The following is a 21,612-nucleotide window of genomic DNA, read 5'->3' on the forward strand; positions in this document are numbered from 1 at the left end:
CCGGTGAACAGCGGGGAGGTCCCGGCCGGCGGAACCTCCGCGCCTACCGGGGCGCGCCCGCCCCGTAGTGCGCCAGCGCCCGCCGGGCCTCGGCGCGCACCTCCTCGGCGACCTCGGCGGGGGCCACCACCCGGCAGGCGGGCCCCAGCCCCAGGGCCAACCGGACCACCCACGCGGGTGCGGGTGTGCGCAACGTCGCGCGGACCCCGCCCCCGGGCAGCTCGGCCACCGACTCGCACACGTAGTCCTCGGTGACCCACCGCGCGGACGGCTCCAGGTCGAGGGTGACCACCGTGTCGCGCTCGGAGCGCTGGAGCACCCCCGCCGACAGGTCGCGGCGCCCCACCCCCTCGGGCACCCGCGCCGCGTACGGCAGGACGCTCAGGTCCAGGACCCGGTCCAGACGGAACAGGCGCACGTCCCCGCGCAGGTGGCAGTAGCCCTCCAGGAACGGGTACCCGTCCTGCACCACCAGCCCCATCGGGTCGACGTCGCGCTCGGTCACCTGGTCCAGGTAGCCCGACAGGTAGCGCAGGTGCAGGCGCTGTCCCGAGGCCAGCGCGTCGGCGCAGCGCCGCTGGGTGTCGGCGACCTGCTCGTCCACCTCCACCCGCACCTGCACCGCGTCGGCCAACGAGGCCACCGCCGCCCCCGCCGCCGTCCGCAACTTCTCCCCCACCCGCTTGAGCGCGTCACCCTCCAGGCCCTGCGCCTCGGGCAGCGCCTCCAGCAGCGACAGGCCCACCACCAGACTGGCGGCCTCGTCCGCGGTCAACCGCAGCGGCTGCGCCAGCGTGTCGGCGTTGCCGATGATGATCTCACCGGTCTCCCTGGCCGCGTCCAGGTCCACGTCGATCAGGTCACCCGGCGTGTACCCGGGCAGGCCGCACATCCACAGCAGGCTCAGGTCGGCCACGACCTGCTTCTCGCTGAGCCCGAAGTGCCGCGCGACCTCGGGCACCCGCACGTCGCGTCCCAGGGCGTAGGGCACGAGCATGAGCAGGCGGCGCAGCTGGTCCGCCGACCGCGGACCCCGCGCCGGCGCCCCCGGAGCCTCGTCGGGCACGACCCCTTCGGCCCCGTCGGCCCGGTCACCGGCCTCGACCGTGGCGGCCAGGTGCTCGGCGATCGCCGCGCGGGCCTCCGCCGGTTCCACCACCACCGCCCGCGCGCCGTAGGAGGCCACCCGCCGCACGAGGTCGGGCGTGTCCGCGTAGGGCAGGGTGAGGGTGTCCCAACCGCCACCGGAGGTGTCGCGTTCCCCCGGAACCACGCGCTGGGCACGGCGCCGCAGTTCGTGGGCGGCGTCGGTACGCACCCGCAGGACCGCGGAGCGCTCCGGTTCGGCGCGCTGGCCCGCCACCACCGACCGCAGGTCCACCCCCTCGGGAACGACCACGTCGGGGCCGCCGCGCAGCACCGTCACCTCGCCGCGCACCCGGCCGAGCCGGAAGACGCGGCGCGCCCCGCGCACGCGGTCGTGGCCCACCACGTACCAGTGACCGCGCAGGTTCACGATGCCCCACGGTTCGATCTCGCGCCGCTCGGCGGTCTCCTGGCCCGGCTTGCGGTAGTCGAACGCGATCGGCCGACGGTCGCGCACCGCCTGCCAGACCGGGCCGAAGGACGGTTCGTCGGTGCGCATGGCCGGGGACAGCCCGGGAGCGGCCTCGCTGTCCACCGGAACCCCCGCCGACCGCAGTTTGAACAGGGCGTTGGCCGCCGCCTCGCCCAGGGCCGCGTGCCGCCAGGCGCGCGCCGCCAGACCGAGCACCACCGCCTCGTCGGGCAGCAGTTCGATCTCGGGAAGCTCGTAGTCGGTGCGCGAGATGCGGTAGCCCTCCTCGCCGCTGACCGCGTCACCGGTCCCCACCTGGATGGGGATACCGCTGTCGCGCAGCTCGCGCTTGTCGCGCTCGAACATGCGCTTGAACGCGGCCTCGCTCTCGGCCTCCGCGTACCCCAGCACCGTCTTGCGGATCTCCTGGGCGGTGAGATGGCGGCGCGTGGACAGCAGACAGATGACCAGGTTCAGCTGCCGTTCCGTCTTCCTGCGCGACATCGCCAGCACCCTTCTCGACGTGTGTGGTGGATCGACCGGCGCGGGCCGCGCCTCGCGCGTCGCTCCGCCACCGGTGTCAGCAACGAAGGTACCGTGCCCAACATGATCCGGTGGCGCCGTGGTGAAGTCCGTCAGCTCCTGCCCTCCTGGCCCGGGGTCCTCCCGTGCGTCGTGGCCCTGGACGGCGGGGACGGACCGGAGACGGCGACCCGCCGCGCGCTGGCCTACACCGACCTGGTCGGACACCCCCGGGTGGGCGACACGGTCCTGCTCAACACCAGCGCCCTGGACCTGGGCCTGGGCACCGGTGGATACGCGCTGGTCATCGCCGTTCCCGACCGGCTTCCCACCGACCCCCGCGGCCCCGGCCACCTGGTCAAGGCCCGCTACACCCCGTTGCAGGCGACCGTCCTGGGCGCCGACGAACAGGGCTCCCCCCACCACGCGACACTGCGCGAGGCCACCGGCGTCGACGGCATGCCCGTCGTCGTCGCCGACCTGCACTCGGCGCTGCCCGCCGTCGTGGCGGGGGTGCGCGCGGCGCTCCCCCAGGCGCGCGTCGTCCACGTCATGCTCGACGGCGGCGCCCTACCCGCGGCGTTCTCACAGGCCGTGGGGGTGTTGCGGGAGGAGGGGCTGCTGGCGGGGTGCGTGACCACCGGACAGTCCTTCGGCGGCGACCTGGAGACCGTGACCGTGCACTCCGGGCTCCTGGCGGCCCGGCACGTGCTGGCGGCCGATGTGGCGGTCGTGTGCCAGGGGCCCGGAAACCTGGGCACCGGCACCCCGTGGGGGTTCTCCGGGGTGGCCTGCGGTGAGGCGGTCAACGCGGTCGCCGCCCTGGACGGGCGGGCGGTGGCGTCACTGCGGGTCAGTGAGGCCGACCCCAGGGACCGACACCGCGGGGTGTCCCACCACAGCCTGACCGCCTACGGCCGGGTGGCCCTGGCCGGAGCGGACGTGGTCGTTCCCCGGCTGCCCGGAGCCTTCGGCGAGCGCCTGCGCGTCCAGGCCGCCGCGCTGGCCGGTCGGCACACCCTCGTGGAGGTGGACGTCACCGGCCTGGAGGAACACCTGCGGGCGCTGCCGGTGAAGGTGTCCACGATGGGCCGGGGACTGGAGCAGGACCGGGCGGCCTTCCTCAGCGCCGCGGCGGCGGGACGCCACGCCGCGGCCCTCCTGGAGGGGTGAGGGGCGCTCAGGCGCGCAGGAGCGAGTCGCTGTCGGGCGCCGGGTGGGGGACCGAACCGGGCCGCGCGGAGGTGAGCATGTGCGGTGAGGGAACGTCGAAGTAGGCGCCCGGGCGGAACATCGCCAACGACGTGGGGTCGGCGCGCACCCCCTCGTCCACCCGCAGCGCGTCCGGAACGAACACCGTGCCGTCGCCGCAGGTGACACCCCACTCCCGGCGGGGGCCGGCGGAGACGATCTGCCCGGGGGCGCCCCCGGCGATCGCGTCGGTCAACACGCCCCCGCACAGGGTGATGTGGGCGCCGCCGAACCGGGCGAAGGCCCCCGGGTAGGGGTCGGCGAGCGCGCGCACCATGCGGTCGACGTCGGCCCCGGAGGCCGTGAAGTCCAGGAGGCCGTCACAGGGGCGCCGACGGGGCCACACGGACACGTGACCGGTCTGCGGGCGGCGCGGCGCGGTGCCGTCCAGGAGGCCGTCCAGGTGGCGCACGAGCAGCTCGGCCTGCAGGTGGGCGACGCGCTCGTAGAGGCCGGTGGCGGTCACGTCGGGGGCGACGTCGAACCAGAGCTGGTCGACGATGTCGCCGGAGTCGGCCTCGTGGTTCAGGTGGAAGAGGGTGACGGCGCTGGCGCGCATGTCCCGCAGGATGGTCCAGGGGATGGGGGCGCGGCCCCGCCCGACCGGCAGCGGGGAGGGGTGCAGCCCGACGCCGCCCAGGGGCAGGGAGTCCAGGAGCTGTTCGTGGACCAGCTGCGACCAGCCCGCGACGATCATGAGGTCGATGCCGTGCGTGGACAGGGCGTCGCGCACCTCGTCGGAGTTGATGTCGGCGGCGCGCAGGTGTGGGATGCCCAACCGCCGGGTCAGCGGATCGAAGTCGGCGTAGCCGCAGCGGTGCGCGAGTTCGGCGTTGTAGGACACGACGAGGCTGGGCGGGCGCCCCCGGGCGCACAATTCCTCCAGCGCCGGGACGCCCAGGCGCAGCCCGGACACGTAGCAGTAACGTCGTCGGTCTGGCATGGTTCCCCCCTCGCCCGTGGACCGATGGGACCGACTCTACGTATCCTTCCCCGCCACGGCGTGGATGACCGTGCCAAGGGCGTGTCCGCGCGGCGGGCGTCGGTTGGGGGCGGCGGAGGGCGACAGACAGGGGGTGTCCGCGCCCCGGTCGTTGACTCGCGTGGCTGTCCACAGGCACCGGCGGAGGTGGCGACGTGCCCGTTAGTCTGGGAATCGGGGGCGCCTGAGCAGCGCCGCGGCGGCGAGAGCGCCCCCGAATCCGAGCCTCCCCCGACATCGACCAGCCGTGCAAGCCCCACCTGCCGCCCTGTGGACGGACGGGCGGCGGCGGTCGGCGCGGGGACGAACCCGACGGCCCGGCCTCCCCCTCATGAGAGGGTGGGAGCCGTGAAGCCGACCGACCACCGGACGCGCATGACCCCCTGAAGAACCTCCGAGAGCGGCTGAGCGCCGGACACCGGCCGACGACCCCCCGGACACGAACGCCACGGCCCCACGCCCCCCGAACGCGAACGACCCGGTGGCAGACGTCCGGGCCGGGCAGATCCGGTCGGGAACCGTCACGGATGTGACCAAGGCGGGCGCTGTCGTCTGCCACCTCGACGGCCTCCCCCCGGACACGACGGCCCGGATCGGACCCCTGGACCTGTCCTGGCGGGGCGCCTCCCCCGACGTGGTGCGCTTCGGGCAGCGCGTCAGCGCCGAGGTGATCGGCCTCGGCCCGGACCAGGGGCGGATCCGCCTCTCCCTCGCCGCCACCGAGAACCCCGAACTCCGGGCCTTCCTGACCTCACTGCGCCCGGGTGACCTCCTGTCCGGTGTCGTGGCGGACCTACGACCCTTCGGTGTGTTCGTCGCGCTGGACGACGGACCACCGCACCCCCTCTACCCGGGTGTGGAACTCATCAAGGCCCCTACCTGAGTTGGCGGTGGTTCGACGACGCGTCCGAAGTCGTCGAGGTCGGACAGCGGGTCACCGCCAGGCACCTCTTCTCCGACACTCATCTGGGCGAGGCCGTCCTCTCCCTGCGTGACCTGGAACCGGACCCCTTCCAGGAGTTCGCCGCCACCGCCGGTGAGGGGACGCTCCTGACGGGCACGGTCATCAAACTCGCACCCATCGGAGCCTTCGTGCGCGTCGCGGATGACATCGTGGGCTTGGTGCCCCTCGACCAACTCGCCCACCCTCCCGTCCAAACGCCCGACGAGGCCGTCCGGGTAGGCGACCCGGTCACCGTCACCGTCACGCGGCTCGACCGCGACCGCCGTCGCCTCACCCCGTCCCGGACACGGGCGGCGTCCGACCGGTAGACACACGGGGAGCCCCCGCGCGGATCCGCGCGGGGGCTCCCGACGATCGGGTGTCGGTCCGTCCGGTCCTACTCCTGGCTGTCGGAGGGCTCCTCCGACGGCTCGTCCTCGGGGGAGGGCTCCTCGGAGGGCTCGTCCTGCGCGCCCTCCTCGCCCTCGGCCGACCCCTCGCCCTCGGTCTCCTCCGCGGGCGGCGGGTTGTCGTAGGCGCCCAGCAGGTCCACCACGAACACCAGCGTTCCGGCGGGGCCGCCCCCGGCCTCCTCCGCGGTCTCCCCGTAGGCCATGTCCCCGGGGATCACCAGCAGCAGACGGCTGCCCACGCGCTGGCCGACCATGCCCTTGACCCAGCCCTCGATGAGGCTGCCCTCGGCGAGGGTCGCGTCGAAGGGTTCACCGGCCCGGCTCCACGTGGAGTCGAAGGGCTCGTGGGTGCCGTCCTCGTCCGCCTCCCAGCGGATGCCGGTGTACTGGACGATGACCTGCTGCCCCTCCTCGACCTCGGGGCCCGTCCCCTCGATCAGGGGCTCCACCGTCAGGTCCTCGGGCGGGTCGGTGTCGGGGATGTCGATCACCGGCGCGCTCACGTCGTCCTGCGTGACCGTCGGCAGGTCGCCACCGCCGTTGCTGGTCTGCTCGCCGGGGACGAGCGAGCCGTTGCCGAACCGCTCCATCACGTCCAGAACCAGCACGCTGGCCCCCTCGGGGGCCTCCTGACCCGCCGCCTCGGCCTGCGTCCGCTCCTCCTCCGACAGCGGCGGGAACACGTACACGACCCGGCTGCCGACGGACTGGTTGACCAGCGAGTCGGTGATGTACTCGGGCATCTGGTTCATCCGGATGAGGTCGGGCGCCCCGGTCTCGTAACTGGACTGTCCCTCGACCGCCTCACCCTCGCCGGGCGCCGTCCACTGGTACTGGACCACGTTGGCGACGAGGAGGTCGTCGGCACGCACCAGCTCGTCCTCGCCCGAGCCCGTGGCGACCACGCCGGAGATCTCCTCGTCGGGGAGTTCGACGTCGGGGAAGGTGATCTCGGGCTCCTGCCCGACCTCCCCGGTCACCTCCGGGATCCGGGGGTCGAGCTGCTCCTCGTCCATCCTGAGGAAGGCGGGCGTGCGCCACTCCTCGGGGATGGATCCGCAGCTGGAGACCGCCAGGGTGAGGGCGGTCAGTGGCACCGCGAGGGCGGCAGCACGTCGGTGCATGGGTCACAACCTCTGGTTTCGGGCTCAGGACAGGGTCACACTACCGAATGGTCGGCGTGCGGCCACCCCGAGAACCCCGTCCGGACGGCGCGGCCCCGCCCGGAGCCACCCTGACCTCCCCCGGGCGGAACCCGCGACGCTCACATTCCGGCGATGAGCTTCTCCACCCGCTCGTCGACGGACTTGAACGGGTCCTTGCACAGCACGGTGCGCTGCGCCTGGTCGTTGAGCTTCAGGTGCACCCAGTCGACGGTGAAGTCGCGCCGCTGCTCCTGGGCGCGGCGGATGAACTCACCGCGCAGCCGGGCGCGGGTCGTCTGCGGCGGCACCGACTTGGCCTCGAAGATCTTCAGATCCCCCACCACCCGGTCCATCTGCCCGCGGTTCTGCATCAGGTAGAACAGTCCGCGGTCGCGGTGGATGTCGTGGTAGGTCAGGTCCAGTTGGGCCACGCGCGGTGAGGACAACGACAGGTCGTGCTTGTCCCGGTAGCGCTCCAGCAGCAGGTACTTGGCGACCCAGTCGATCTCCCGCGCCACCAGCTCCAGGTTCTGCGTCTCGACCGCCTCGATCGTGCGCTGCCACAGCTCCAGCACCCGCTTGCCCACGGCGTCGGTGCCGTGCCGGTCGACGTAGCTCTGCACCTTCTCCAGGTACTCGCGCTGGATCTCCAACGCGCTGGCCTCGCGCCCGTTGGCCAGCCGCACCTTGCGCCGACCGGTCATGTCGTGGCTGACCTCGCGGATCGCCCGGATCGGGTTCTCCAGGGTGTAGTCCCGCATCACCACCCCGGCCTCGATCATCCGCAGCACCAGGTCGGTCGAGCCCAGCTTCAACAGCGTGGTGGTCTCGCTCATGTTGGAGTCGCCGACGATGACGTGCAGCCTGCGGAAGCGTTCGGCGTCGGCGTGGGGTTCGTCCCGGGTGTTGATGATGGGGCGCGAGCGCGTGGTCGCCGAGGACACGCCCTCCCAGATGTGTTCGGCGCGCTGGCTGACGCAGAACAGGGCGCCGCGCGGGGTCTGCAGGACCTTGCCCGCCCCGCAGATGATCTGGCGGGTGACGAGGAAGGGGATCAGCACGTCGGCTAGGCGGCCGAACTCGCCGTGCCTGCCCACCAGGTAGTTCTCGTGGCAACCGTAGGAGTTGCCCGCCGAGTCGGTGTTGTTCTTGAACAGGTAGATGTCCCCGGCGATGCCCTCCTCGTGCAGGCGTTGCTCGGCGTCGACCTGCAACCCCTCCAGGATGCGCTCACCGGCCTTGTCGTGGGCCACCAGGTCGGCGAGGCTGTCGCACTCGGGTGTGGCGTACTCGGGGTGGCTGCCCACGTCCAGGTACAGCCGGGCGCCGTTGCGCAGGAACACGTTGCTGCTGCGCCCCCACGAGACCACCCTTCGGAACAGGTACCGGGCGACCTCGTCGGGCGACAGGCGGCGCTGCCCCCGGAAGGTGCACGTGACTCCGTACTCGTTCTCCAGACCGAAGATCCGTCGTTCCACGCGGCCTCACCAACTTCCCGTCACCGAGGTGTGGACGACGGGGCCGCGCCGTCCACACCCACCCGGCCGGTGTGGCGCGTCCGCCGCGCCGCACCGCGATCGTCTCTCAGGTCACTCGTCGGCCTGGTCCGCACCGGAGTCAGCGTCGCTGCCCGAGCCGCCACCCGACGACCCGGCGGCCCCACCGGAGGAGGCGCCCGCGGACCCGTTGCCGCCCGTCCGGCCCTCCTCCAGGAGGGCGGTCAGACGTCGGCCGTGGATACGCCGGAACTTCCGGTGCTGGCGGTCCCGCTCCAGGACCGCGACCTCAAGGTTGGCCTCCTCCAGTTCACGTTCCTCGCCGTTCTCCCTGGACAGGGCGCGCGTGGCCGCGCGCAGGGCCGCGCTGAGCGGCGCGTCGGCGACGAACCGCTCCTTGAGCGCCGTGGCGACGTTCTCGGAGGAGCCTCCCACCGCGACGAAACCGCGCTCGTCGACGATCGAACCGTCGAAGGTGATGCGGTAGATCTCGTCCTCGGCGGCGGTGTCACCGACCTCGGCCACGACGATCTCCACCTCCCACGGCTTGAGGCTCTCACTGAACACGGTGCCCAGGGTCTGGGCGTAGATGTTGGCGAGCTGGCGTCCGCTGACGTCGCGGCGGTCGTACTGGTAGCCGCGCACGTCCGCGAACCGCACGCCCATCAGGCGCAGGTTCTCGAACTCCGGGTAGCGGCCGACCGCCGCGAAACCGATGCGGTCGTAGAGTTCGCTGATCTTGTGCAGGGTGCGCGACACGTTGTCCGCGACCATGAGGATCCCGCCCTCGTACTGAAGGACGACGGCGCTGCGGCCGCGCGCGATGCCCTTGCGCGCGTAGTCCGCCTTGTCCTTCATCTGCTGTTCGGGGGCGACGTAGAACGGCATCGACACCGCGGATCGTTTCCTTACCTAGTCGTGAGAGGTCGTGGTGGGGTCTTCGGCCGGGTCAGCGCAACGTCGCGGTCGGGCCGTCGGGGTGTGCGGCCCGGCCCTCGACCACCTCCGTCGCCAGGGCGGCGACGTCCTCGGTGGGGACGCGACGGTGCCCGTCCTCGGTGATGACGTCGACGAGGGGGAAGATCTTGCGGTGCAGGTCGGGGCCTCCGGTGGCGGAGTCGTCGTCGGCGGCGTCGTAGAGGGCCTCCAGGGCCACCTTGATCGCGCCGGTCTCGTCCAGGTCGTCCTTGTAGAGCTTCTTGATCGACCCGCGGGCGTAGACGGACCCCGAGCCGATGGAGTGATGGCGGTGCTCCTCGTAGCGACCGCCCACGGCGTCGTAGCTGAACACGCGGCCGGTGCCCGTGCTCTCGTCGTAGCCGACCAGCAGGGGGACGACGACGAAGCCCTGCATGGCCATGCCCAGGTTGCCCCGGACCATCTGCGCGAGCTTGTTCGCCTTACCCTCCAGGGAGAGCACGCGGCCCTCCATCTTCTCGTAGTGCTCCAGTTCCACCTGGTAGAGGCGGGCCAGCTCGATACCGATACCGGCTGACCCGGCGATGGCGACCGCCGAGAACTCGTCCGTGCGGAACAGCTTCTCCATATCCCGGTTGGCGATGACGTTGCCCTGGGTGGCACGTCGGTCACCGGCCAGCACCACGCCCCCGGGGAAGGTCAGGGCGACGATGGTCGTCGCGTCGGGCGTGAGGTGCTCGGTCCCCTCGCCTGAGGGCAGGTGGTGTCCGGGCAACAGCTCAGGGCTGACCGATCGGACGAACTCGGTGAAGGACGAGGTTCCCGCACTCATGAACGCGGCGGGCAACCGTCCGCCCTCGAACCCTTCGAACACGCGACTCCCTCCACTCGCGTCCCACCCCGTCGTGGGGGCGGATGGGACGCCTGGTCTCTCTTGTCGGTGGCCGGGTGGTGTCCCCGGCCGCTGGAATCGACCCTAGTCGTGCGCGCGGCGGCGCTGGCGGCGCCCGAGTGCGCTGTCAGCGAACCGCCGCGGGACGCCTACTGACCGCCCTTTTGCACGAACTGCCGGACGAAGTCCTCGGCGTTGCTCTCCAGCACGTCGTCGATCTCGTCGAGGATGTCGTCGACCTCCTCGTCCAGCTTGTCCTTCTTCTCCTGGACGTCCGTCGCGGCCTCGGCCTCCTCGACCTCGGTCTCGCGGCGTGATGCGTGCTTCTGGCCGCCGGTGTCCTTCGTCGCCATGACTGGCTACCTCCCGTTCGGGGCTCTCGCCCTTATCTTGGCCCAACGACGAGCGGCTCAACCCCCTTCCCGATGCCCGATACTCGCTAGTTACCTGGGATCGCCCCCCGAGCCCGGACACGGGCCGCTCCGCCGCCGACGCCATTCCCTTTACCAGATCGCGAAGGGTGCGTCGACCGGATTCCCCCGCGGCACACCCGATCCCCGCTCCATCCCGGACACCGGTGGACACGGGACACCTCTCCAACCTCGCGTGTTGCGGACGCGTGACAGCGGAGTGACGAACACCCCGGAACGCAATTGGCCGAATCCGGCCAATCAGCCCCCCTTGCACGAAGACGATGATCACTCTGGGCAAGCAAGAGGACGCGGAAAGCCAAGGTCGCACGCACGGCGACTACGCGTAGCCACGACCCATACAGATGGTCATCGGCTCATCCCACACAGCTCTGAATGGTTTCACGGAAAGAGGGTCTTTCCTTCGCCAATTTGCCCACTTATGGTGTGAAATCGTTTACCGAGTGTCTCGGTGAACGGCAGGGCGGCGAGCCCCCTCGCCTCCCTGTTCGGACGGTCCTCCCCACGGACCGTCCCTTCCCCCGTCCATCCCCCCAGGAGAGTAGGGACCAATGCGACCCTCCCCCGTTATCTCCGCCATAGGAACCGGCGCACTCGCCTTCGGACTGGTCATCACCATGGCCCCGGGCGTGAACGCCGGAACCGCACCCGTCCCCCAGGCCCCCGTCCCCGACGACGAGGCCGCCACCATGCTCGAAGCGATGGAGAGGGACCTCGACCTCACCCCGTTCGAGGCCGAGGAACTCCTCAACGCGCAGGAAGAGGCCATCGAACTCGACGAGGAGGCCACCGAAGCGGCCGGAGCCGCCTACGGCGGTTCGCTCTTCGACACCGACACCCACGAGCTCACCGTCCTGGTGACCGACACCGACGCGGTCGAGGCCGTGGAGGCCACCGGTGCAAGCGCCGAGGTCGTCTCCTACGGCGCCGACGGTCTGGCCGACATCGTCGAGGACCTCAACGCCACCGACGCCGGCAGCGACGTCGTCGGCTGGTACCCCGACGTCACCAGCGACAGCGTGGTCGTCGAGGTGGTCGAGGGCACGGGCGTCGACGTCGACTCCCTCGTCGAGGGCACGGGCGTCGACCCGGCGGTCATCGAGATCCAGGAGGTCTCCGAGCAGCCCCAGACCTACGCCAACATCATCGGCGGTCTGGCCTACTACATGAGCTCGGGCGGCCGCTGCTCGGTCGGCTTCCCCGCCACCAACAGCTCCGGCCAGCCCGGCTTCGTCACTGCGGGCCACTGCGGCAACGTCGGCACCGGCGTCACCATCGGCAACGGGCGGGGCACCTTCGAGCGCTCCGTCTTCCCCGGCAACGACGCCGCCTTCGTCCGGGGCACGTCCAACTTCACGCTGTACAACCTCGTCTACCGCTACAGCGGCTACCAGACCGTGACGGGCAGCAACGCGGCCCCGATCGGCTCGTCCGTCTGCCGCTCCGGCTCCACCACCGGCTGGCACTGCGGCACCATCCAGGCCCGTAACCAGACCGTCCGGTACCCGCAGGGCACCGTCTACTACCTGACCCGCACCACCGTGTGCGCCGAGCCCGGCGACTCCGGCGGCTCCTTCATCTCCGGCACGCAGGCGCAGGGCGTCACCTCCGGTGGCTCCGGCAACTGCAGCAGCGGCGGCACCACCTTCTACCAGGAGGTCGACCCGATGGAGCGCGCCTGGGGCGTGCGGCTGCGCACCAGCTAGGCGGTGCCTCCCCAGGGCCTCCGCGCCGCGGTGGCCCCGGGGGACGAAACCCAGAAACCAATCCCCCACCCCCTCCCCCAGGTGTCCCCGTCCGCGCGTCGCGCGGACGGGGACACCCCCGTTCGGGCCGGACGGAGACGCGAACCGGGTCAGGCCGCGCAGACCGCCCCGGGCGCCTCCCCCTACGCCCGATACGCGATCCGCCCGTCCAGGACGGTCAGCCACGCGCCCACCTCACGCAGACGGTCGCTCGGCAACGCCTCCACGTCCCGGTCCAGCACCACCACGTCGGCCAGGTAACCGGGCCGCAGCGCACCCAACCGGTCCTCCATCCCCACCGCGTGGGCGGCGTCCAGGGTGTGCGCCCGCAGCGCCTCGTGCAGCGTGACGGCCTGCTCAACCCCGATCGGCTCCCCCTCCCGCGTGGTCCGGCACACCGCGTTGGCCACGGTGTCCATCGGACGCAGGCTGGAGACGAAGGAGTCGCTGGACAGCACCGGACGCAGCCCCAGGTCGATCTCCTCGCGCATCGGCTGGAGCCGGTGCGCCCGCTCGCCCAGACGGCGCAGGAAGTCACCGCCGCTGTCGTGCAGGAAGTTGGGCTGGTTGACCGGGATGACCCCGTACTCGGTGAACCGCCTGGCCTGCTCGGGTGTGGGGTAACCGCAGTGCTCCACCCGCGGACGCGGGTCGGGTCCCGACACCCGCGCGGCCGAGGCGATCGCCGCCAGCGTGTGCTCCATGGCCGCGTCGCCCTGCGTGTGCACGGCGACCTGCCACCCCTCCCGCGCCGCCCGTGTCACCAGGTCCACCAACTGGTCCGGGTGGTGGTAGAGGCTTCCCGCGAACTCACCGCGCTCCCCGTAGGGAACGGTGAACTTCGCGGTACCGCCCAGCAGCGTCCCGTCGGAGTAGAACTTCATCCCCGTCAACCGCAGCCAGTCGTCACCGAAGGGGCTGGCCAACCCGGCCCGGGTGAGCGCGTCCAACTGATGGGACAACGGCATGCCGAACGTGCGCAACGGCAGCGTCCCCGCGGCCCGGGCCGCCCGGTACACCCGCAGCTCGCGGGCGGACACCTGCGGATCGCACACCGTGGTCACCCCCGCCGACAGGTAGGGTCCCGCCGCCTCCGCCAGCCAGCCCAGCAGCTGCTCGGAGGGCAGGTCGGTGTGGAAGTTGGGCCCGTGACAGCCGATGTCGACCGCCAGCGGCAACAGCAGCTCCATCGCCGAGTCCAGCACCATGCCGGTCAACCGGCCGCCCTCGTCGCGCACGAACGAACCGCCCTCGGGGTCCGGGACGTCCTCACCGATCCCGCTCCACGCCAACGCGGCCGAGTTGACCACGGCCTGGTGACCGGAAACGTGGTAGACGATCACCGGGTGCTCACCGGTGGCCTCGTCCAGGTGGCGGCGCGTGGGACGGCCACCCGGGTACTTGGCGTCGTCCATGGAGAACGCGCGGATCCACTGCCCGGCCGGAGTGCGCGCCGCCACCTGCGCGATCACCGCGACCAGGTCGGCGGCACTGCCCACCCGGGGATAGCGTGCGTCCACCGCGGCCAACGACTCGGCCGTGGACAACAGGTGGTTGTGCGGGTCGATGAACCCGGGGATGACGGTACGGCCGCCCGCGTCCACCTCCCGCGCCCCCGGACCGGCCGCCGCGCGCACCGGATCGGCGGCCCCCGCCAGCAGGATCCGCCCGTCGCGCACGGCCACGGCCTCGGCCCGGGGATTGGCGTCGTCCATCGTCAGGACGGTGGCGTTGTGGATGATCAGAGCGGACACGGGTGCGGTTCTCCTCAATCGGGACGGCGCACCGGGCCGACCGGCCCGGCGGTGGGCGTGCAAGGTCAGGGGGCTCAGACCGCGACGGCCTCGGCGTCGCTGTACCGGGGCGCCCGGGACAGGCAGGCGATACTCACCAGAGCCATGACCACCAGCAGGGCGACCACCGACAGGATGCTCCCGGTCACGGCGAACAGGGCGGTGCAGGCCAACGGCGACAGACCGCCGAACAGCGCACCGGCGACCTGGTAGGACACCGAGATGCCGGTGTAGCGCACCCGCGGCGGGTACATCTGCGCGAGCACACGCGCGATCGGCCCGTAGACCGCGGCCATCGCCACCCGCATCAGGCACAGCATCACGACGATCAGCACGGCGCTCCCGGTCCCCAGAACCAGGAACTGCGGCAGCGCCAGCACCGCCACGGCGGCCAACCCGACCGTCACGATCCGGGCCGTGCCGAAGCGGTCGCCCAGCCACGCCGTGGCCAGGGTCGCGACCAGCTCCACGAACGCGGCCAGGGTCAGGCCGTTGAGGATGAGCCGCTCGCTGAGGCCCACCTCGGTGACGCCGTAGGCCTGGAGGAAGGTGGTGACGACGTAGTAGCCGCCGACGGCCACCGGCAGGACACCGATCCCCAGCAGCACCGCCCGCCAGGAGCCGCGCAGGGTCTCGCGCAGCGGCGGCCCCTCGGGCTCGACCGGACGGCTCTCGCGCACCGCCTCGAACACCGGCGACTCCTCTACCTTGAGACGGACCACCAGACCGACCAGGACCAGCAGACAGGAGGCCAGGAACGGCAGCCGCCAACCCCACGTGTACAGCAGCTCGGAATCCCAGGCGGTGATGAGGCCGAACGACCCGGTCGCCAGCAGCGCCCCCGCCGGGTTGCCGAGCTGGGCGAAGGACCCGTAGAAGGTCTTGCGCTCCTCGGGGGCGGACTCGACCGCCATCAGGACCGCACCACCCCACTCACCGCCCACGGCGACGCCCTGCACGAAGCGCAGCACCACCAGCAGCAGCGGCGCGACGAACCCCACCTGCGCGTAGGTGGGCAGCAACCCGACGCAGAACGTGGCCGCGCCCATCATCAACAGCGTGGTCACCAGCGCCGACCTGCGCCCCAACCGGTCACCGAAGTGCCCGAAGACCACCCCGCCCAGCGGGCGGGCGAAGAACCCCACGGCGAAGGTCGCGAACGACGCCATCAAACCCACCGTGGGGTCGATGTCGCCGGGGAAGAACAGCGTGCCGAAGACCAGGCCCGCCGCCGTGGCGTAGACGTAGAAGTCGAACCACTCGATCGTGGTCCCGACGAACGCGGCGACGGCCGCGCGCGCCGGATGCGCGGCCGCGGGGGATGTCCGGTCGGTCATGGGTCCTCCGTGGTACGTCCCGGGCCCCGGGCGGCCCCCTCGGGGTCCGCCGCCGGCCAGAGCGGATGTGTCAGGGAGACGGTAAACACCCCCCACCACCGCGTGCCGGGCCATGGCGCACATGGCACCCTGTGACAAATGTGCGCGGCGCACACCCCGGGAGGCAGTCATGACGATCACCGCCCGCGACATCACCGCGGACCCCGACCTGGAGGTACGGGCGGTCGCCGGACGGAGCGGACTCGACCGCCCCATCCGCTGGGCCCACGTCACCGAACTCCACGACCCCGTGCGCTGGCTGCGCGGCGGCGAACTCGTCCTCACCTCGGGGATGGGGTTCGGCGCCGACCCCGAACAACGCCGCGCCTACCTGCGCCGCCTCCACCACGCCGGGTGCGCGGCGCTGGCCGTGGCCGTCGACACCCCTGCCCACGGGGTCCCACCCGAGATCCTGGCCGAGGGCGACCGCCTCGACCTGCCCGTGCTCCAGGTGGAGGGCGACACCCCCTTCATCGCCGTGGTCGAGACCGTGGCCGAACACCACGCCGCCGAACGCACCCGCGAACAGAACCGGGTCCTGGCCGCCCAGGACGCCATGGCGCGCGCCGCGCTGCGCACCGGCCCCTCCGGTGTGCTGCGCGAACTCGCCTCCGCCACCGACGGCCACACCCTGCTGCTGGACCGCGACGGCACGACCTCCGCGGCCGTACCGCGCGCCGAACCCCCCTGGCACGCACGCGTCCGGGCCGCCGCCCTCGACCGGGCGCGGCGCCCCCGGGGCATGACCGTCCTGGCCGACGGCGAGGCGTCGATCCTCCTCCAGACCCTGGGCGCCACCGGCCGGGCCCTGGGCTGGCTCGCCCTCCGCAGCCCCGCACCGGTCTGTCCGCACACCCGGATGCTCGCCAACGACGCCGCCTCCCTGCTCGCCGTGGACCTCCTGCACTCCGTCCAGACCCGCAGGATCCGGCACCGCGAACGCGCGCCGCTGCTGCGCGCGGCCCTCACCGGCGCCCCCGGCCTGCCGCCCGCCCTGCTCACCCTCCCCGACCCGCCCTGGGAGGTGGTGTACCTGCCCGACGCCGAACCCGACGCCCTGGCGGACCGGGTGTCCGACACCCTGCCCGACGTCCTCGGCGACACCGACGCCGCGCACCGCGCCGGCCTGTGCGCCGTCGACGGCGGCGTCGTGGCCGTCCTGCCCCACAGCCCGCCGCCCCGCCACGGCGAACGCCTCTGGTCGGCCCTGCGCGACCCCTCCGGCGCCCCCCGCGGCGCGGGCGCCTGTCAGGCGCGCGGGCCCGCCGAGTTGCCCTCCGCCCTGGACCGGGCCCGCCAGTCCGCCGCCGAGGGGTACCGGCACGTCGACGACACCGGAGCGTGGGGCCTCCTGCGCTCCTGCGTCCCGCCCGAGGGCGCACGCGCCTTCCAACGGGCGGTCCTGGGGGCGCTACGCGACCACGACGCCCGGCACGGCACCGACCTCGTCCACACCCTGCGCCACTACCTGGACCAGGGCGCCCAGGTGGAGGCGACCGCACGCGACCTGGGCGTGCACCGCAACACGCTGCGCGCCCGGTTGCGCGTCGCCGAACGGGTCATGGGACGCGGCCTGGGGCAGGCCCGCACCCGGCTCGAACTGTGGACCGCCCTCAACCTGGAGCCGATGCCCTGCCACGACGGCACCTGGCACGCCTGACACCGCGCACCGGCACCGCCGGGAGTGCGCTGGCGCCCACAGGCGTGCCTCCGCTACCGTTCCACCATGCCCACGCGCGAGGAGACAACGATCGGACCGTCCGGCATCTGCCGACGGGGCCAGCACCGTTGGCAGCACGTCCCGCCCGGCGGGAAACGTCTGGTGTGCACGCGCTGTCAGTCGATGTCGATGAACAACTACGGGTCGGCGTGCAGGTCCGACTGCGCCGACTGCCATCCCCGCGAACTCACCGCCGCCGACGGCTGACCCCCGGCGCCGCCCGCACGCGCCCCGGGCCGGAGCCGGCTACGACCGCTGCCCGGTCAGGATCGCCACCAGGTCCGCCGCCGTGGGCGACTGGTCCAGCAACCGCCCCACGTGCTCCTTCGTCCCCCGGCGGGGCTCCAACGTGGGCACCCGCTGGAGCGAGTCGTACCCCGGCACGTCGAAGATGACCGAATCCCACGAGGCCGCCGCCACCTCGTCCGCGTACTTGGCCAGGCACCGGCCCCGGAAGTAGGCCCGCGTGTCCTCCGGCGGCTCCGTGATCGCCCGCGTCACCTCCGGCTCCTCCAACAGTCGCCGCATCCGCCCCCGAGCCACGAGCCGGTTGTAGATGCCCTTGTCCGCGCGTACGTCCGAGTACTGCAGGTCCACCAGCTGGAGCCTGGGGTGCGACCAGTCCAGCCCGTCGCGCGACCGGTACCCCTCCAGCACCTTGAGCTTGGCCACCCAGTCCAACTCCGTGGCCAGGTCCATCGGGTCGTTGCCCAGACGGCCCAGCACCGACTCCCACCGATCGAGGATGTCGGCCGTGTCCGGATCCACGTCCGTGCCGAACCGGTCCTCCACGTACTTGCGCGCCTGGTCCAGGTACTCCGCCTGCAACTCCAGAGCCGTCATCCGCCGCCCGTCGCGCAGCCGGACCCGGTGCGTCAGCCCCGGGTCGTGCGAGATCGCCCGCAGGTCCGCCACCGGTGTCTCCAACGACAGGTCCACACTGATGAACCGGTCCTCGACCATCGCCAGCACCAGCGCCGTCATCCCCAGCTTCAGGTACGTGGAGATCTCGCTCATGTTGGCGTCACCGATGATGACGTGTAGCCGCCGGTACCGGTCCGGATCGGCGTGCGGTTCGTCCCGTGTGTTGATGATGGGACGCTTCAACGTCGTCTCCAGCCCCACCTCGACCTCGAAGAAGTCCGCGCGCTGGGAGATCTGGTAACCCGTCCCCTGGCCGTCCGCGCCGATCCCGACCTTGCCCGCGCCGCACACCACCTGCCGCGACACGAAGAACGGGATCAGGTGCCGCACGATGTCACCGAACGGCGTCGACCGGTCCATCAGGTAGTTCTCGTGGCACCCGTAGGAGGCGCCCTTGTTGTCGGTGTTGTTCTTGTACAGCTGGATCGGGTCGATCCCCGGGGTCGCGCCCGCCCGCGCCGCCGCGTCCGCCATGACCCGCTCCCCGGCCTTGTCCCACAGCACCGCGTCACGCGGGTTGGTGACCTCGGGCGCCGAGTACTCGGGGTGGGCGTGGTCGACGTACAACCGGGCGCCGTTGGTGAGGATGACGTTGGCCAGACCCAGGTCCTCGTCGGTGAGCTGTGTGGGGTCGGCCACCTCCCGTGCCAGGTCGAACCCGCGCGCGTCCCGAAGCGGGTTCTCCTCCTCGAAGTCCCACCGGGCGCGGCGCGCCCGCGCCGCCGAGGCGGCCAGGTAGGCGTTGACCACCTGGGTGGAGGTCACCATCGCGTTGGCCCCGGGGTTGCCTGGCACGGAGATCCCGTACTCGGTCTCGATACCCATAATCCGCCGCACACTCATGATGAGAGGTTATCCGCCACGGCCCGATCTTGAACGCTTCCGCGCCAATTGTGGCCCAAGTGCCGTCTTCTCGGGCGTTTCACGCCTCGTCGCGAAGCGGGACGGTCCCGAACGGCGCCGCGCCCCCGTTCGGCCCGGGAATCCCGGACACCGACACTACCAACACTAAGAGTCATAAATTCATGACCTAGGGTAGTCAATCGAGTCGGCAACCCAGAGGAGTCCCGGTGACACAGCCCCGCCAGGGAACGGAGTCCAGCGCGTCAGCGGCCACGGTGGGTTCCCAGCCGATGGGCCGGATCGTCACCTCCTGGCTGTCCTCCACCGACCACAAGGTGGTCGGCTACCTCTACATCATGGCCTCCTTCGGCTTCTTCGTCGCCGCCGGGGTCATGGCGATGCTCCTGCGCGCCGAACTCCTGTGGCCCGGTCTCCAGCTCGTCACCGCCGAGCAGTACAACCAGCTGTTCACCATCCACGGCACCGTGATGATGCTGCTGTTCGCCACACCGCTCTTCGTCGGCTTCGGCAACGTGCTGGTGCCCCTGCAGATCGGCTCGCCGGACGTGGCCTTCCCCCGGCTGAACATGCTCGGCTTCTGGCTGTTCCTCTTCGGCGGGCTGATCGTCATGGGCGGATTCCTCACCCGGGGAGGCGCGGCGAGTTTCGGCTGGTTCGCCTACACCCCGTTGTCCGACGCGGTCCGCTCCCCGGGCCTGGGCGGCGACCTGTGGGTGATGGGGCTCCTCGTCAGCGGCCTGGGCACGATCCTGGCCTCGGTCAACTTCATGGCCACGATCCTGGTCATGCGCGCACCCGGGATGACCATGTTCCGGATGCCCATCTTCACCTGGAACGTCCTCCTCACCGCGGTGATGGTCCTGATCGCGTTCCCGGTGCTCACCGCCGCCCTGATCGCCCTGGGAGCCGACCGGATCGTGGGCACCCACGTGTACGACCCGCAGCACGGCGGCGCGATCCTGTGGCAGCACCTGTTCTGGTTCTTCGGCCACCCCGAGGTCTACATCGTGGCCCTGCCGTTCTTCGGCATCATCACCGAGGTCATCCCGGTCTTCTCCCGCAAACCGGTCTTCGGTTACAAGAGCATGGTGGCGGCGACCGTGGCCATCACGGTGCTGTCGATGACGGTGTGGGCGCACCACATGTTCGCGACCAACGCGGTGCTGCTGCCCTTCTTCTCGTTCCTGTCCTTCCTCATCGCCGTGCCCACCGGCATCAAGTTCTTCAACTGGATCGGGACCATGTGGCGCGGACAGCTCACCTTCGCCCCGCCCATGCTGTTCGCGATCGGCTTCCTGTCGACGTTCCTGTTCGGCGGTCTCACCGGGGTGGTCCTCGCCTCGCCCCCGTTGGACTTCCACGTCACCGACAGCTACTTCGTGGTGGGCCACTTCCACTACGTGCTCTTCGGCACGGTCGTGTTCGCGATGTTCGCCGGGTTCTACTTCTGGTGGCCCAAGTTCACCGGCCGCACGCTCAACGAGACGATCGGCAGGTGGCACTTCGTGGTCCTGTTCCTCAGCTTCCACATGACCTTCGCGATCCAGCACTACCTGGGGGTGCGGGGCATGCCGCGCCGCTACGCCGACTACCTGCCCACCGACGGGTTCACCTGGATGCACATCCTGTCCAGCGTCGGCTCCTTCCTGCTGGGAGCCTCGACCCTGCTGTTCCTGCACAACGTGTGGTACTCCGTCCGGTACTCGGCGCCGGTCGAGAGCGACGACCCGTGGGGGTACGGCAACTCCCTGGAGTGGGCGACCGCCTGCCCGCCGCCCCGGCACAACTTCACCTCGATGCCGCGCATCCGCAGCGACCGCCCCGCCTTCGACCTGCACTGGCCACAGGCGACGTCGGCCGGACGCGATCGGGCCGCGCAGCACGGCTAACGGAGCGATTCCCAGGAACCGGTGACCGCATCAGCGATCGCGGACCGGCGGGGAACACGGGACCGGACCGACCCGGGCGACCCCGGCACCCATCCGGGAGAGGGTGCGCCCTCCGCATGAGTTCACAGGTCGCCTTTCCGATTCGGATGGTGACTGTGATGAATTCTCGGACCCGGCGAACGGTCGACCGGAACCCTTCCGGGTCCGCTTCGACCCTGAGATGTTCGGCGAGTTCCACCGGCCCGTGCCCGCGAAGCGCCGTCACCGTTGTCATCACCCGGCCATCACGGAGACCGGAGACAACCGGCACGGGAAGGGGCCGACCGGAAGATCCGGTCGGCCCCGCCACACGTTCTCGGGACGCGTTCCTACAGGTACTGAGCTCTTTTCACCCTGAAGCTGCTGGCCACAGGCCCGTACCACCCGCGCGGAACCACCCCTGACAGCAAGAAGCCCCTGGCAGACCGGTTAACGACCAAGAAAACCTGCCCCACCAGAGGCTCCACATGCTCTTCTACCGTGCCGCTCTGCCCCTGTCACGCCGGACCCCGAACCTGGCCGCCCGCACCATCCACACCCACCGCGCCAAGGCCGGCTCCCGACGGCGGCGCCTGGCCCCGGCGCAGCAAGCCCTGCTCGTCCTGGTCCACCTGTACAAGGGCGAGCCCCTCACCCACCTCGCGGCAAGCTTCGCGGTGGGTACCACCACCGCCTGGCGCATGCGTGCGCGAAACCACGGCCCTGCTCGCC

The 21,612-nt window shown here is 71.5% G+C and carries 18 protein-coding genes; 8 read left to right on the forward strand and 10 right to left on the reverse strand.

Annotated features, from left to right (window positions below; genetic code table 11):
- Positions 1 to 43: 43 nt before the first annotated feature.
- On the reverse strand, positions 44 to 2,062 hold the full coding sequence (locus DVR05_RS26330; RefSeq protein WP_116248622.1) for a YafY family protein: 2,019 nt from the start codon (positions 2,060 to 2,062) through the stop codon (positions 44 to 46).
- 102 nt (positions 2,063 to 2,164) lie between these two features.
- Between DVR05_RS26330 and DVR05_RS26335 the strand changes: the two genes are divergently transcribed.
- Positions 2,165 to 3,253, forward strand: a complete 1,089-nt coding sequence (locus DVR05_RS26335) for a DUF3866 family protein (RefSeq protein ID WP_116248623.1) — start codon at positions 2,165 to 2,167, stop codon at positions 3,251 to 3,253.
- Positions 3,254 to 3,260: 7 nt separating this feature from the next.
- Here DVR05_RS26335 and DVR05_RS26340 read toward each other — a convergent pair whose 3' ends face one another.
- On the reverse strand, positions 3,261 to 4,274 hold the full coding sequence (locus tag DVR05_RS26340) for a methionyl-tRNA formyltransferase (protein WP_116248606.1): 1,014 nt from the start codon (positions 4,272 to 4,274) through the stop codon (positions 3,261 to 3,263).
- A gap of 568 nt (positions 4,275 to 4,842) precedes the next feature.
- On the opposite strand from DVR05_RS26340, the gene DVR05_RS27675 reads away from it, so the two are divergent.
- Together DVR05_RS27675 and DVR05_RS27680 are read left to right on the forward strand one after the other, a co-directional pair.
- Entirely contained in the window at positions 4,843 to 5,196 is a 354-nt protein-coding gene (locus DVR05_RS27675) for a hypothetical protein (protein WP_232832356.1), read from the forward strand.
- Between the two features lie 209 nt (positions 5,197 to 5,405).
- Positions 5,406 to 5,585, forward strand: coding sequence for a S1 RNA-binding domain-containing protein (locus tag DVR05_RS27680; protein WP_232832357.1), 180 nt, complete (start codon positions 5,406 to 5,408; stop codon positions 5,583 to 5,585).
- 68 nt (positions 5,586 to 5,653) lie between these two features.
- On the opposite strand, the gene DVR05_RS26350 is transcribed toward DVR05_RS27680, so the two are convergent.
- The 5 genes from DVR05_RS26350 to DVR05_RS26370 form a co-directional block, all read right to left on the reverse strand.
- Positions 5,654 to 6,793, reverse strand: coding sequence for an FKBP-type peptidyl-prolyl cis-trans isomerase (locus DVR05_RS26350; protein ID WP_116248607.1), 1,140 nt, complete (start codon positions 6,791 to 6,793; stop codon positions 5,654 to 5,656).
- A gap of 140 nt (positions 6,794 to 6,933) precedes the next feature.
- Positions 6,934 to 8,292, reverse strand: coding sequence for a Pup--protein ligase (pafA, locus tag DVR05_RS26355; protein WP_116248608.1), 1,359 nt, complete (start codon positions 8,290 to 8,292; stop codon positions 6,934 to 6,936).
- Positions 8,293 to 8,403: 111 nt separating this feature from the next.
- Positions 8,404 to 9,204, reverse strand: coding sequence for a proteasome subunit alpha (gene prcA / locus DVR05_RS26360; RefSeq protein ID WP_116248609.1), 801 nt, complete (start codon positions 9,202 to 9,204; stop codon positions 8,404 to 8,406).
- A 55-nt stretch (positions 9,205 to 9,259) separates the two neighbouring features.
- Positions 9,260 to 10,102: a proteasome subunit beta gene (prcB, locus tag DVR05_RS26365; protein ID WP_116248610.1), complete on the reverse strand. Its 843-nt coding sequence runs from the start codon at positions 10,100 to 10,102 to the stop codon at positions 9,260 to 9,262.
- Between the two features lie 167 nt (positions 10,103 to 10,269).
- Positions 10,270 to 10,473, reverse strand: coding sequence for a ubiquitin-like protein Pup (locus tag DVR05_RS26370; RefSeq protein WP_116248611.1), 204 nt, complete (start codon positions 10,471 to 10,473; stop codon positions 10,270 to 10,272).
- Positions 10,474 to 11,102: 629 nt separating this feature from the next.
- On the opposite strand from DVR05_RS26370, the gene DVR05_RS26375 reads away from it, so the two are divergent.
- Positions 11,103 to 12,257 carry a S1 family peptidase gene (locus tag DVR05_RS26375; RefSeq protein WP_116248612.1) on the forward strand — a complete coding sequence of 385 codons (1,155 nt, stop codon included), beginning with the start codon at positions 11,103 to 11,105 and terminating at the stop codon, positions 12,255 to 12,257.
- 182 nt (positions 12,258 to 12,439) lie between these two features.
- Here DVR05_RS26375 and DVR05_RS26380 read toward each other — a convergent pair whose 3' ends face one another.
- Both DVR05_RS26380 and DVR05_RS26385 read right to left on the reverse strand, forming a co-directional pair.
- A complete protein-coding gene (locus DVR05_RS26380) occupies positions 12,440 to 14,050 on the reverse strand; it encodes an amidohydrolase (RefSeq protein ID WP_116248613.1) in 1,611 nt (536 codons plus the stop codon).
- Positions 14,051 to 14,124: 74 nt separating this feature from the next.
- Positions 14,125 to 15,426 carry an MFS transporter gene (locus DVR05_RS26385; protein WP_116248614.1) on the reverse strand — a complete coding sequence of 434 codons (1,302 nt, stop codon included), beginning with the start codon at positions 15,424 to 15,426 and terminating at the stop codon, positions 14,125 to 14,127.
- Positions 15,427 to 15,595: 169 nt separating this feature from the next.
- Here DVR05_RS26385 and DVR05_RS26390 point away from each other — a divergent pair, with 169 nt between their 5' ends.
- A complete protein-coding gene (locus DVR05_RS26390) occupies positions 15,596 to 17,125 on the forward strand; it encodes a PucR family transcriptional regulator (RefSeq protein ID WP_116248615.1) in 1,530 nt (509 codons plus the stop codon).
- A 66-nt stretch (positions 17,126 to 17,191) separates the two neighbouring features.
- Positions 17,192 to 17,392 carry a hypothetical protein gene (locus DVR05_RS26395; RefSeq protein ID WP_116248616.1) on the forward strand — a complete coding sequence of 67 codons (201 nt, stop codon included), beginning with the start codon at positions 17,192 to 17,194 and terminating at the stop codon, positions 17,390 to 17,392.
- 39 nt (positions 17,393 to 17,431) lie between these two features.
- On the opposite strand, the gene dop is transcribed toward DVR05_RS26395, so the two are convergent.
- Complete coding sequence (gene dop, locus DVR05_RS26400) at positions 17,432 to 18,952, reverse strand: depupylase/deamidase Dop (protein WP_116248617.1); 1,521 nt, start codon at positions 18,950 to 18,952, stop codon at positions 17,432 to 17,434.
- 290 nt (positions 18,953 to 19,242) lie between these two features.
- Here dop and ctaD point away from each other — a divergent pair, with 290 nt between their 5' ends.
- The gene (ctaD, locus tag DVR05_RS26405; RefSeq protein WP_116248624.1) at positions 19,243 to 20,862 is read left to right on the forward strand and encodes a cytochrome c oxidase subunit I; all 1,620 of its coding nucleotides are present in this window, start codon (positions 19,243 to 19,245) and stop codon (positions 20,860 to 20,862) included.
- A 506-nt stretch (positions 20,863 to 21,368) separates the two neighbouring features.
- A partial coding sequence (locus tag DVR05_RS26410; protein ID WP_232832358.1) for a transposase family protein occupies positions 21,369 to 21,612 on the forward strand: 244 nt, incomplete at its 3' end.

It is taken from the genome of Nocardiopsis sp. FIRDI 009 (assembly GCF_003386285.1).
GTDB lineage: Bacteria > Actinomycetota > Actinomycetes > Streptosporangiales > Streptosporangiaceae > Nocardiopsis.